The sequence below is a fragment of the Treponema lecithinolyticum ATCC 700332 genome (genome assembly GCA_000468055.1).
GTDB classification, from domain to species: Bacteria; Spirochaetota; Spirochaetia; order Treponematales; family Treponemataceae; genus Treponema_C; species Treponema_C lecithinolyticum.
Genome location: KI260560.1, coordinates 1 through 12,825 on the forward strand (window position 1 = coordinate 1; position 12,825 = coordinate 12,825).

9 protein-coding genes and 1 other RNA gene are annotated in these 12,825 nt (G+C 44.6%); 3 read left to right on the plus strand and 7 right to left on the minus strand.

Annotated features, from left to right (window positions below; all coding sequences use genetic code 11):
- Positions 1-258: 258 nt before the first annotated feature.
- Positions 259-610, plus strand: a transfer-messenger RNA (tmRNA) gene (ssrA, locus tag HMPREF9193_RS10995).
- 2 nt (positions 611-612) lie between these two features.
- Here ssrA and HMPREF9193_RS02615 read toward each other — a convergent pair.
- Together HMPREF9193_RS02615 and HMPREF9193_RS02620 are read right to left on the minus strand one after the other, a co-directional pair.
- Entirely contained in the window at positions 613-1,857 is a 1,245-nt protein-coding gene (locus tag HMPREF9193_RS02615) for an iron-containing alcohol dehydrogenase (RefSeq protein ID WP_021686506.1), read from the minus strand.
- Positions 1,858-1,944: 87 nt separating this feature from the next.
- The gene (locus HMPREF9193_RS02620) at positions 1,945-4,104 is read right to left on the minus strand and encodes an NAD(+) synthase (protein WP_021686507.1); all 2,160 of its coding nucleotides are present in this window, start codon (positions 4,102-4,104) and stop codon (positions 1,945-1,947) included.
- Between the two features lie 133 nt (positions 4,105-4,237).
- On the opposite strand from HMPREF9193_RS02620, the gene HMPREF9193_RS10680 reads away from it, so the two are divergent.
- Both HMPREF9193_RS10680 and tyrS read left to right on the plus strand, forming a co-directional pair.
- Entirely contained in the window at positions 4,238-5,722 is a 1,485-nt protein-coding gene (locus HMPREF9193_RS10680; protein WP_021686508.1) for an EAL domain-containing protein, read from the plus strand.
- Between the two features lie 80 nt (positions 5,723-5,802).
- Entirely contained in the window at positions 5,803-7,023 is a 1,221-nt protein-coding gene (tyrS, locus tag HMPREF9193_RS02630) for a tyrosine--tRNA ligase (RefSeq protein ID WP_021686509.1), read from the plus strand.
- A 6-nt stretch (positions 7,024-7,029) separates the two neighbouring features.
- On the opposite strand, the gene HMPREF9193_RS11000 is transcribed toward tyrS, so the two are convergent.
- The 5 genes from HMPREF9193_RS11000 to HMPREF9193_RS02655 form a co-directional block, all read right to left on the minus strand.
- Positions 7,030-7,707 (minus strand): ParB N-terminal domain-containing protein, encoded by a 678-nt coding sequence (locus HMPREF9193_RS11000; protein ID WP_021686510.1) that lies wholly within the window; start codon positions 7,705-7,707, stop codon positions 7,030-7,032.
- 11 nt (positions 7,708-7,718) lie between these two features.
- Positions 7,719-10,313, minus strand: a complete 2,595-nt coding sequence (locus tag HMPREF9193_RS02640; RefSeq protein WP_040847401.1) for a penicillin-binding protein 1A — start codon at positions 10,311-10,313, stop codon at positions 7,719-7,721.
- 175 nt (positions 10,314-10,488) lie between these two features.
- A complete protein-coding gene (locus tag HMPREF9193_RS02645) occupies positions 10,489-11,481 on the minus strand; it encodes a hypothetical protein (protein ID WP_021686512.1) in 993 nt (330 codons plus the stop codon).
- Positions 11,482-11,509: 28 nt separating this feature from the next.
- Positions 11,510-12,451: a M23 family metallopeptidase gene (locus tag HMPREF9193_RS02650; protein WP_021686513.1), complete on the minus strand. Its 942-nt coding sequence runs from the start codon at positions 12,449-12,451 to the stop codon at positions 11,510-11,512.
- Complete coding sequence (locus HMPREF9193_RS02655; RefSeq protein WP_021686514.1) at positions 12,448-12,675, minus strand: hypothetical protein; 228 nt, start codon at positions 12,673-12,675, stop codon at positions 12,448-12,450. Before HMPREF9193_RS02655 ends, HMPREF9193_RS02650 begins: the two co-directional genes overlap by 4 nt.
- Between the last annotated feature and the right edge of the window lie 150 nt (positions 12,676-12,825).

Genomic DNA, 12,825 nt, shown 5'->3' on the forward strand with positions numbered 1-12,825 from the left:
GCGCCGTCGGCTCCGCTTACTTTACAGTCGGTAGCAACAAGCCCTTCTCCTTCTTATATATCTTTTACTATAGTACATAATTTTATTTTGTCGCCAACTAGAGCGCTTGTTTTCATTCTACATCCCCTGACACTGTTACTATAGCATGATTTTATTTACGACAGTTAGTATATCATGAGCTTTATACACTTGTAAATAAAAAATAATGAAATGTCGCCCTTGACTTTTTTAGTGCGCTGCATTATTTTAGGATAAACTGGGGGTGCACCGGTTTCGACGGGTGTGTTCGTGGTCTCGAACTGCAGGTGAGGACGTCTTTCCTCTGAACAGACAAAACTTATAATTGCCGATTTCGACAATTCTTACGACTACGCCTTAGCTGCGTAATCGCGGGATACGGATTGTGCCGCTCTGAACGGTTCGATATCCTGACGCTAATCAGGGCTTGCTTTGCAGGGTATCCGGTACCTGCACGGGACTTTTACCGGAATACGGAGACGACGCTTGCGGCGCTGCTACCGTTTCCCGACAAATACCTCGCGCCGCTAAACCTGTAGATGTTCCCGGTCCGCTCATCCGGACGGGGGTTCAATTCCCCCCATCTCCATACTGTTAGCGCGCCGCTTGATATATGGCTTTAAGGTCGTCGTATCCCAGTTTTTTAAACGTACCCACCGTCCGCGTTTTTCCGAACGAGCATTTGAAAGACAACTCGTCGATTTGTTGCGCCGTTAAATCTATATTCATTTCTTTTATGCAAACGGGCATACCGATGGAATGGAAAAAATCTTCCATTGCGCCGATTCCTGTCAAAGCGGCTTTTTCATCGCTGCAAGAAGATGTAATGCCGGAAGCGGCGAGTTTTTCCTTAAACAGTGCAAAAGCAAATTGTGCAAAGCGTGCAGGGTTTTCTTTGTACACATAGCGCGCCCAGCTTGCCCATACGGCGGCAAGACCGGCGCCGTGCGTTACGTCGAACATTCCGCCCAGTTCGTGTTCTATTTGGTGGGTTGCCCAATCTCCTGCAGGATTGCCGCAGCCGGTCAAACCGTTGTGCGACAAACTGCTTGCCCACATAACTTGCGCACGGGCATTGTAGTTGTGCGGATCTTTTTTGAGTATAAGCGCGTTATGCATAACGCTTTTAATGAGTCCTTCGGCGATATTGTCCGTAAGCATACAAGTCCCGTTATCCGCTGCGTTTGCACCGTCATCGACAGCGGTTCCTGTATCGCTGCCGTAAAAATAACGCTCCATCGTATGCATCATAATGTCGGTACAACCGCTCATTGTTTGCCATTCGTTTAAACTTGCCGTTAATTCCGGGTTCATAAGGGCAAAGCGGCAGCGGCTGTAATCGGAGCTATAGCCGCGTTTAAACCAGCTGTCTTCGTTGGTAATAACCGACGAATCACTCATTTCGCTTCCGGCAGCCGCTATGGTAAGTACCGCTCCTATCGGAAGACACGCACGTGCGGGCACTTTTTTCAAATAAATATCCCATACATCGCAGTCATTGGTAACTCCGTAGCCGATAGCTTTTGCAGAATCTATAACGCTGCCGCCGCCGACTGCTAAAATAAAATCAACCTGTTCTTTTTTGCACAGTTCAATGCCCGTCCGTACCAGCGACAGGCGGGGGTTGGGTACTACGCCGCCGAGCATTACATAGTCTATGCTTTCGCTTTTAAGAGAAGTGCACACTTTGTCCAGCAATCCGGATTTTTGCGCACTGTTTCCGCCGAAATGAACCAATATTTTGCTTCCGCCGTATTCTTTTACCACTTTTCCGGCTTGCAATTCGCTGTCTTTGCCGAATATCACCTTTGTCGGCGTAAAATACGAAAAATTGTTCATACCGTTCCTCCTGTTGTTCTTGCTTTACCGGTAAAGTGTTCGGCTTTTCCGGCACAGTTCAAAAAAGCGTCATGCTTTTTGCCAGCGTTACGCTTTCCGATTTTTTAGTTCCTCTATTTCTTTAAGCCACAGCGCGCTTGAAGCATCGCTGGGCATATTCCAAAAGCCGCGCGGCGACAGCGACACTTCGCCGATTGATACGCCGTCGGGCATGCACGAGCGCTTAAACTGCTGGCTGAAAAAACGCCGGTAAAACAGTTCGAGCCAGGAACACAGCTGTTTATGTGTATATTTTGTACCGAAAGCGCAGCCGGCTAAAAATATGATTTTTGCCGGAGAAAACCCGTACTGTATAACATAATATAGAAAAAAGTCGTGCAGTTCGTAGGGACCGACGAGTTCTTCCGTTTTTTGGCTTATGCCGCTTTTATCGGGGGGAAGCAATTCAGGACTTACGGGGGTGTCTAAGATATCGTACAGCACTTCGGCAAGGCTGTGTCCGGATGCGGCGCTGCGGGGGCCGCTCTCGCAAGTGTTGTTGCCGGCGCTGCGGGTGCTGCGTACGCAATGGAAACTGCAGCCGCTTTGCTGGCTTTCGCACGTGCTGTGAGCGTCGGCGTTTTTATCTGCGTTATCTGCGTGATAGCGTACTAAAGCGCGCACCAGCGTTTTGGGAACCGATGCATTTACGGCGTACATGGACATCTGGTCTCCGTTGTAGGTAGCCCAGCCGAGCGCAAGCTCCGATAAATCGCCGGTACCGACAACAAGCGCATTCTTTTCGTTTGCAATATCCATAAGCACTTGAGTGCGCTCGCGCGCTTGTGCATTTTCGTATACCGCGTTGTGCACGTTTTCGTTGTGCCCTATATCGGCAAGATGAGATTTTACGGCATTTTGTATTGGGATTTCTTTAAAATCGACACCGAGTGCGTTTGCCAATCGTGCGGCATTGGTAAATGTGCGCTTGCTTGTACCGAAGCAAGGCATACTGATTGCAGTTATATTGCGCGTGCTCAACGAAAGTATTTTAAGCGCATCGCGTGCTGCAAGCAAAGCTAAAGCCGAATCCAAACCGCCGGAAATACCGATTACCGCTTTGTATATGCCCGTATTGCGCATACGCATTGCCAAGCCCTGCGCTTGTATGGCGGCAGCTTCCCGGCAATATGCATACAGTTGTGAAGGCTCTTCGGGCATAAAGGGCAGCGCAGGTATATGGCGGTACAGCACGTTTTTATCTACTGCCGGCAACGTTTGTTTTTTACGATCTGCCGTTTTTTGTACCGTTTTCGATGCCGCGTTTTTCTTTTGAAAGCGTTGGATATAAAAATCTATAATACGGCAGTTTTGCAGCTCTTCGCCCGCCGCAGGTGAAACTGCCGGTATAAGTACGGGATGGTCTGTGTCCCTTGTTTTAAGGCGCTCGGCGGTAAGCAACTGTATGTCTATATCTTGAATTAAACTGCCGTTTTTAAATAAATCTGATTCTGCAAGGATTTTGCCGTTTTCAGCAATAATATTGTGCGCCGAAAAAACCGAATCGGTAGACGACTCTCCTTGTCCCGATTGTACATATATATAAGCACAGCACAATTTTTCCGATTGCGTTTGTACGATACGCCGCTGGGCATCGCTTTGTCCGGCTGTATACCGCTTTGCGCCGAGATTGACTATAAGACAAGCTCCGGCAAGCGCATAAAAAATGCTTGGCGGCTGGGCGGCATATAAGTCTGCACAGATTTCGGCTGCAATAACTGTACTTTGGTTAAAGCGTATCATAATGTCGGTTCCGAAAGGAATCCGGCAGCCTTCAATATCGATCACTTCTTGTGTTTTAATTGAACGTGCACTTTCAAAGGGGAACAGCGAGTGAACTGTTCCCGGCTGCATTATATGAGTTTGCGGCACTATAGCCAGTATACGTCCGGCTCCTATAAAAACGGCACAGTTAAAAAGCGCGTTTTTAAAAACAATCGGAGCGCCGACTACGCACAGTCCGTCAAAATCCTTTGTTCTTTTTGCCAACAGTGTCAGCGTGAGGCGTACTTCATTTAACAGGGAATCTTGCATAAACAAGTTTGCGCATGTGCATCCGGTAAGCGACAGCGCCGGAAAGACTATACAGTCGGCATTTTTTTGTGCTGCCTTTTTTACCGATTTTAAAATCATTTGGGCGTTTGCGTTGCAGTCGGCAATTTTTACTTCCGGGCTTTCGCAAGCAAGCCTGAAAAAACCGTAATCCATATACGCTTACTATATCTTAAAAAAAAAAAATAGTGAAGTGTAATAAATTAAGCTTGCTTTTTTTGTATAATTATGCTACCCTAATGCAGAAAATGACGGTTCGGATATCGGTCGAAGAGGAATTCCCCGCAAAATGAATAGCTTGCTTCCGGCTGTCATACATATAGATAAAATTCCGCCTGTTGCTTTTGCAGCATTTTTTCTTTTTATTGTTGTTATTGCCTCGACATTCGGCATTTTATTATTGCTGAACCGTAAATACCGTTTTGTTGCAAATATAGATGCGGTTACAGGATTGTATACAAACTGGAAGTTCTGCATAGAAGCCAGAAAAATGCTTGCCCGCCATCCTTTAAAACAATTTGTGCTGTTTACGATTGAAATAAAGCGGCTTTTATTTTTTAATAATTTAATCGGACGCAGTAAAACCGACGAACTTTTAAAACAAATGTCCATTTTTTTGCGCACCTGTGCGGCGCCATACCGTTTGAAAATACTGGGCAGGGGCGATTTGCCTATTTTTCATTTACTGATTGAATTTCCCGAAAATGAAGATTTAAGCATCCTTGCAAAAAAGATAAGCCGCTTTTGTCCTCAGTTGATGGATTTTCAAAAAAAGGCAGATGGTATTGACGGTGCTCCACTAAACTGGATTTCGCCGCTCGATGAAACTGCCGAAGAAAGATCTTCAAAACTAATCCGCGTGAATATTAAAAGCGGTATAGCGTGTACCGGCGAAGAAAACGGCATACGTACACTTAACGAATTGTTTTTGCGCGCGGAACAAGCAAAAGAGTTTATACAAAATCACGTAAAAAAATATATGTTTTTTGATGAAACGTTGAGACAAGTTTTTGATTTGGAATATTCGGTAGAATCAAAAATGGAAAGCGCGCTTGAAACAGGATGTTTTCACGTGTGGTTTCAGCCGAAATATTCACTTCAAAATAAAACTATGATAGGAGCCGAAGCTCTTGTCCGTTGGATAGAACCGTCGGGACGGATTTTGCCTCCCGACTATTTTATTCCCATTTTTGAACGCAACGGTTTTATTTTGCGTATGGACATGTTTGTTTACAAACAAGTGTTTTGCTTTATCAAAAAAATGATTGACGAAGGCAAATATCCGGTTCCTATTTCAGTAAATATCTCCCGATTGCATATTGAAGTAGCTGATTTTGCCGAACAGTTTGTGGCTTTGGCGCGCATATACCAAATTCCGCCGTCGCTTATCGAAATAGAAGTAACAGAAAGCGTTTTTGCTGATAAAGATTCTTCCATAAAAGAAATGACTGAAAAATTCGTAAGCTACGGATTTACCGTCAGTATAGATGATTTCGGTTCCGGTTATTCGTCTTTGAATTTGCTGACAACTATGCCTGTTCATGTCTTAAAAATAGACAAGAATTTTATCCGCGACATAAACACGAGGCAAACCGCCGTTGTTATACAAAAAATAGTGGAAATGGCTCACGGCATGGGAATTAAAACCGTGTGCGAGGGTGTGGAAACTGCGGATCAAGTGTCTTTTTTAACGTCCATCGGCTGCGATTTTGCGCAAGGTTACTTTTTTGCCAAAGCTATGCCGATGGAAAAATTCAGCGCGCTGCTGGGTTGAACCGGAAAAAACGTCCGCAGAAGGGCGGCAGTCAACAGCCGGCTTGAATACAAAGTTTTTTTTGGATATACTCAAAAGCTATGAACAAAGCTCTTCAAACCTTAAAAGACCGAGGTTTTTTTCAACAGTGTACGGATGTCGATGCTCTTTCCGCTTGTATGGATAAAAAAGCGATTACTTTTTATGTGGGAACCGATCCTACTGCAGGCAGTTTGCATATAGGACACTTGGTGCCCCAGTATGCGCTGCGCCATTTGCGCAATGCAGGGCACACCGGTATTGCACTTATCGGCGGCGGAACCGGCAGAATAGGGGACCCTTCCGGTAAAACGGAAATGCGTAAAATGTTGGATTATAAACAGTTAGACGAAAACGTCGAAAAAATAAAAGAACAGCTTAACCGTTTTATCGGTTTTGACGGAAAAACCGCTTTGGCACAAGACAATAAAGAATGGCTTGCAAACCTTAATTACATAGATTTTTTGCGCGACATAGGCTCATGTTTTTCAGTAAATAAAATGCTTACCTATGAAGCGTATAAAAAACGTATGGAAACGGGACTTTCGTTCCTTGAATTTAACTATCAGCTTTTGCAAAGTTACGATTTTTTAATGCTGCATCAAAAGTTTAATTGCTGTTTGCAAATCGGCGGCGACGACCAATGGGGTAATATCGTAGCCGGAGTCGATTTGGTTAGGCGCAAAACAGGACACGAAGTATACGGTCTTACTTTTCCGCTGATTACCCGAAGCGACGGTAAAAAAATGGGTAAAAGTGAAAAAGGCGCCGTTTTTTTGGATAAAACGCTTACTTCCGTTTTTGACTTTTTTCAGTACTGGCGCAATGTCGCCGACGCCGACGTCGCACGCTTTATGCGCTTGTTTACGTTTTTACCTTTGGACGAAATAGAGCGTCTGTGCAGCGCCGACATAAACACGGCAAAAGAAAAACTTGCATGGGAAGTAACTAAAGAAATTCACGGTAAACTTGAAGCGGATACGGCGCTTGCCGGTGCAAAAGCGGCGTTCGGCGTCGGCGGAGATACGGCGGCGGTTCCTGCTGTGCACATAAAGCGCGCTCTGTTGGAAAAGGGCTGTAATATTGTCGATTTGTTTAGTGAAGCCGGTTTGGGCTCTTCAAAGAGCGATATACGCAGGCTTATTCAGCAAGGCGGAGCGTCCGTAAACGGAAAAACCGTTACCGATGTGGCATTTTGTATAAGTAGCGGCGAGCTTGACGAAAAAGGAGAGCTGGTACTGCGTTCGGGAAAAAAGAAACTGGTGCGCGCCGTATTCGATTGAGCGCTGTTAAAGATTTTTGTCCGTATCGATACCGATGGTACCGGGCAGCATGCTGCTTTCATCTGTAGGGGAGCTTGCACTTAAGCGGTTTTTTTTGCGCGAAAAACTAAAACGGATAAAAGCAAACACACCGTACAAAAGAAGCACGCACAGCGCAAGGTTTAAAAAAAACAAAAAAACCGAATTTAAATAACCGTGTTTGTGCAAAACGGAAGAGGCGATTGCAAGTATAACGGCAAGCGGAGCGCTAAGCGATAACAGTGCGTTTTTGCGCCGCTTTTGTTCGCTTTGCTGTTCTTGTGTATCGCATATACGTATAAAAAACGCTTTTATTTTTTCAAACATTTTGCGCAAAAATCCGGGGTTTTTTAATTTTTCGAGTGCGGCATAACCGTCCAAAAGTTCTTGCTCGGTAAAATCGCAGCGGCGCACGTTTTCTTCAAGCTCTAATTCCATGTGCTTGATTTTTCCCTCGGCTTGTACAATGCTTGCCGGAATATTTTTCCAGCCGAGTTTTTTTGCCGCTTGCAATCGTCTAAAACCTGCTATAAGCACATAATCGCCGTCTATAACGATGGGGTTAAGTAAGCCATACGTGCGCATGCTGTCGGCAAGTTCTTCAATGCCCGAATTTTCTTTGCGGATACGTTTTTTTACCGTAATATCGCCGATAGGCACTAACATTGTTTTCTCCGTCAGTCGAAAAACCTGTTTTTTGACGGAAGTTTTTTATCTTCCGTATGCGTTTGTTCATCCGTATTTTGTTCGGTTTTAACTTCGGCGTTTTCTTCACTTTCTTTGGGCACGGTAAAAGCGTTATCGTTTTCCAAAAATGAAAGATCCAATTCCAAACCGACGTTATCGTTTATTTTGGGACGGCTTACACCCGACATGTGATATTCGGACATCAAGCGGTCAACTCCGATTGCTTGTGCACGCTGTCTGTCCGTGTGCAATTCGCATACCGCAGTAGGCTGGGTACCTGCTAAAAATACTTTTGTGGTGCGGTTATTGCCGCATGCAGGGGTTAAAATACCGCCGGATACCGAACACACGGTCGCTTCTACAATTCCGCTCGTCGGTTTGGGGAAAGCTTTATACGGCATATTTTCGTTTGCTATGCGCATAAAATCGCCCCATGCCGGACCGGGAAGCGATGAACCGTTCAAAGAGGTACCCATAGACTGACCTTTTGAATCAAAACCGAACCAAAACGCCGCCGTATAGTACGGTGTAAAGCCGATAGTCCATGCGTCAGACCAGTTTTGCGTTGTACCCGTTTTACCGGCTGCAGGAATCGTATAAGTTTTTCCTTTTTCGTCTTTGTACTGCATTTTGTTTCCCCATCCTGAACCGTAGCCGAGCGTACCTTCGCGGTGGTTAACCGGATTGGTAAGCAAATCGGTCATCACGTATGCCGTTTGCGCGCTGACGATTTGTGCCGCTTCTCCTTTTTTTTGCTGGGCAATACGTATGTCGTGTTCGGGGTTTAATATGACTTTTCCGTTTCTGTCTTCTACCGAGCGTATTGCCATGGGAACAACTTCTTGCCCTTGGTTTGCCAGTGTAGCAAAAGCTTTTGCCATTTCGATAGGACGTACGGAGCACACTCCCAAACCGAACGGGTATACGCGCTCGAATTTGCGCTCGGAAAATTCGCTTTCGTTTACGCCGAGTAAAGCAGCCGCTTGGTTTATTGCAGCATCGAAGCCTATACCCTGCAAAATTTTAAGAGAGGGAATGTTCATGGATTTGGTAAGCGCATACCATAATTGTACGGCGCCGTACCATTCACCTTTATTGTTTTGCGGAATATAGAGCGTGCCGTCTTCTTTTTTGAATATAGTGGGTACGTCGTATACAACCGTTGTCGGAGTAAATTTGCGCGAATCTATTGCTGCCGTGTAGTACAAAGGTTTAAAAGAACTTCCCGGCTGTAATTTTGCTTGTACCGCGCGTATAAATTGATTGTCTTGACCGTATTCGCTTCCGCCTACCAAAGCGGTGATGTAGCCGGTTGCGTTTTCGAGCGCTACCATAGTGCCTTCGATTTTATTTTTTTTGCGGTCTTCGCCGGCGAGCATATTCGCTTTGTTTACTACGTTTACTTTTAACTGTTCAACTCCAAACATAAGCGAAAGCACATCAAGCGTGGGGTTAATCGTTTTTTTAAACGCGCCCATTGTGATAACTTCGTTTCGTTGTTCGGATACTTTAAGCTGCGGAATATTAAATACAAGCGACAGCAATTCGGTCATGGGAATATAAGTTGAAGAAGCGCTCGATTTTCGTACACTGCTGGTTTGTTTGTATGAATTGTTTGCCCATTTTATATAGCGGCTCATGATGTCTTGGGCCGCTGTTTGGTGTTTCATGTGCATAGTTGTGTGAACGGTAAAGCCGCCGCTATATATATCCATGCTGCCGTACATCATTTTTTCCAATTCTTTGCGCACGTATTCGCTAAACCACGGCGCTTTGTCTTCTCTCATAAAATAAGCCGAAGAGCTGATACGGGTATAGTCGAAATTAAGCCAAAAATCGTCGAAACTTTGTTCGGCTTCTTCTTTTGTTAAAAAGCCGCTTTCGGTCATTTTGTTTAAGACGTACTTTTGTCTGTCCATTGCCCTGTTAGGGTATTCAAAGGGATTGTAATAGCCGGGGTTCGATAATTGAATAACTAGTATGGCAGCTTCGGCGGGAGTGATTTCGCGTGCGCTGTGCCCGAAATAGTATTTGGAAGCGGCGTTTACTCCGTATGTTCCCCCGCCCAAGTATACTTTATTAAGGTACAATTCCAAAATCTCCTGTTTGGAATAGCGCCGCTCCATTTGTATAGCCCACCACAATTCTTTTATTTTGCGTGTTAAAGATATTTCAGTACGGTCCAAGTACAGCGTGCCGGCTATTTGTTGGGTCAGCGTACTGCCGCCTCCGAGCGTATGACCGAGCAGTTTTCCGACTACCGCGCGAAAAATTGATTTTATGCTGAATCCGGGATGTTTAAAAAATATGCTGTCTTCGCGTGTTATCAGCGCATCTATCATGTGCTGCGGTAAATCGTGTAAAGTGATTATTTCGCGTTTTTCATCAGAGGCAAATTCGGTAATCAATTCGCCGTTAATATCGAGCAGCTTTGTCGGCAACGCGGCGGTAAATTCGGTAAAGTTTTCGTTATTCTTTATATTGACGGTTAAACCGAGTAAAGCGCCTAAAAATATGCCGGTTAAAAGTACCAGAGCGCAGCCTGCTGCCAGTAAAATAAGTATTCTTTTTCCCGATTTTTCCATAAACTGTAGAGTAGTAAACACGGCATTTTTTGTCAAGGCAAAGTAGTGATAGGTAAAAAAAAGGCCGGCTCTGTTGCCGGCCATGCCATCAAGGCAATCGGATGAACAATGGGTGGGAGGGGATTTGCTCACCCGACATGTATAGTATCGGCTTTTAAAATATAAAACTTTATGCTTATTCTTCCGTTACGTTTAAATCAAACGAAGCTGAAACATTGTACGATTTACCGTTTATAACTTCGAGCGTGCGCACCAATTCGTAATCTCCGAAAGAAAAACGCATTTGGTGCGAGCCCGGTTTAACTGCAAAGGGACGGCTGTAGTCTTTTATTTCAGCGCCGTCTATAAAAAAACGCGTGTTGAGCGGCAGCGATAAGCTGAGCATTGGAGTTATGTCTTTAAGCTTAACTTCCAAAAGCAGCGTTTGTGCCTGTTCTACGGCAAAGCTGCGCATTTCGCTTCGGTATTGTTCTGCTTGAATGTTTAAGCGGTGCGCTCCGGCTTCCAAAAGCACGGGGTTTCCGGTAAAAGGAACATTTTGTTCGTCTATAAATACGGTAAAATTTTGTTTATTTTTTTCCACTTTTTTGCCGTCGGGGTATACAACCTTTAAATCGAGCAAACCTTGATTGGTTAAAACGGGTTTTATGTCTACATGAAAAACTGAATCCAGCAATTCTTGCGGTACGCCTTTCATCACAAGTTGCATTCTAAAAAAAATCGTTTTATTTTGTACGGCAAAAACTGCAGGTAAAACCGTTGTGTACGGGCTTTCCTGCATTGTGTGGTTTTTTATCAGAGGAATGCGGATATTGCAGCTGAGTTTGTTCGGAAAAGTGTTTATATTTGCACGTTCACCCGAATAATCTATAATGTTTTGTTGCGGTGCGGGGCTTACATCGGCATACAGCGAATAAGCTACCGAGTCGCGGTATTCGGCTACCGGCGCCGGAATTTTTATTTGTAAATCAATTCCCTGTAAAAAGGGCGTTTTTTCTGCAATAGTAAGCACCAGTGCGTCGTTTATGCCCAAATCGGCGCTTGTTACGGATGTTTTATCCGTTATTGATTTTACTATTGTTTTGTGTACTCTGAACGTTTCCGCAAAAGCGCATGTAAAAAAGGCTGACAAAACAACCAACGCTATCAGGAATTTTGAGTGTTTCATGACTGGTTTTATCCTGCCGGCATGCAAACTATCTTAAAAATTTTTTGACCACTGCCGACGGATCTTGTGCTTTCCCCCCGCTTTGTATTTCAAAATGAAGGTGGGCTCCGGTCGACATACCGGTGTTTCCCACCGTTCCTATTTGTGTTCCTCTCGTAACGGTCTCTCCTTTTTCCGTTGCGACAGTGTGTAAGTGCGCATATAAGCTTTGGGTGTTGTTGTCATGCTGCAAAATAATGTAGTTGCCGTATAAATCGTTTGTGCCGGTAACCAGCGTTATACCCGATTTACATGCATACACGGCAGCGCCTTCGGGAGCTGCAATATCCACCCCTTTATGGAAGCTTTGTTTTCCGGTAAACGGATGAACGCGCATGCCGAAAGCCGAAGATATAACGCCTTTTTCCAAAGGGGGCGTCATTGCGGAATCGACGAAAAAAAAGCGTTCCGTAGGATTCAGTTTTTGTTCGGGAACAAAAACATATCGTTCGCCGTTTACGGTGCAAACAAAATATCCTTTAGTGTCAGGATAACGCGTTTTTAAAATAAACTCAAGGGGGGTAAGCGGTTTTTCGGGGATAAAAAGCCCCGGACATGTGCACAAATATAGCAAAGTATTTGCAATAGGACTGTCCAAAAAAGCTAATTTATTCGCCAAAGCGATTGTTTCGTAGGGGATATTGCAGCGTGCGGCAAGCGATAAAAGATCGTCGTTTGTTTGCGCGCGGTACGTGTATAAGTTTACCTGGACATCTTCTTCGCGTGCGATTGCCGCGTAGTTGTCGCTTACTTCTTGCGTATATTGCTTAAACAGAGGATCGGATAAATCGAGATCTTGTATAGTTAAAACGGGAGGGCGGCTGTAAGTGAAGTGTGCAGTGCTTAAAAAAAACAACCAGCAGTACAAATAAAAAAGCGGTTTTGCTTTGTATGCCGGCGCTACACAAGGGCTGGGTTTTCCGGTTTTCATTCGTCTTTTGTGCGGGTTTTGATTTTAAAAATAAAAGCGGCTGCAGCAAAAACACAAAACAGCACAGCCACAACTGCCGAAAATAAATTCGGTTTTTTTGTTGCAAACAGCCACAAAGGATATACAAAGGCAAAGGCAAATAAAATGCAAAAAGCTGTTGCCGCTGCCAGTTTTACAAAAAAAAGCGCCGTTTGCCGGGCAAAAGCCGAAAAAGTGGTTTTCATTGTTTTAGTATAACGCAATCGAAAAAAAAAATACAGACGGTTTTTAAAATAAAATGTGGGGCTGCTGAAAAGTTTTGCCGGAACAAACTTAAGCTGACGCCGGCATTTGTTTTACGTCGTCCGCTGGCGGCAGTTAAAACTTTTCAAACA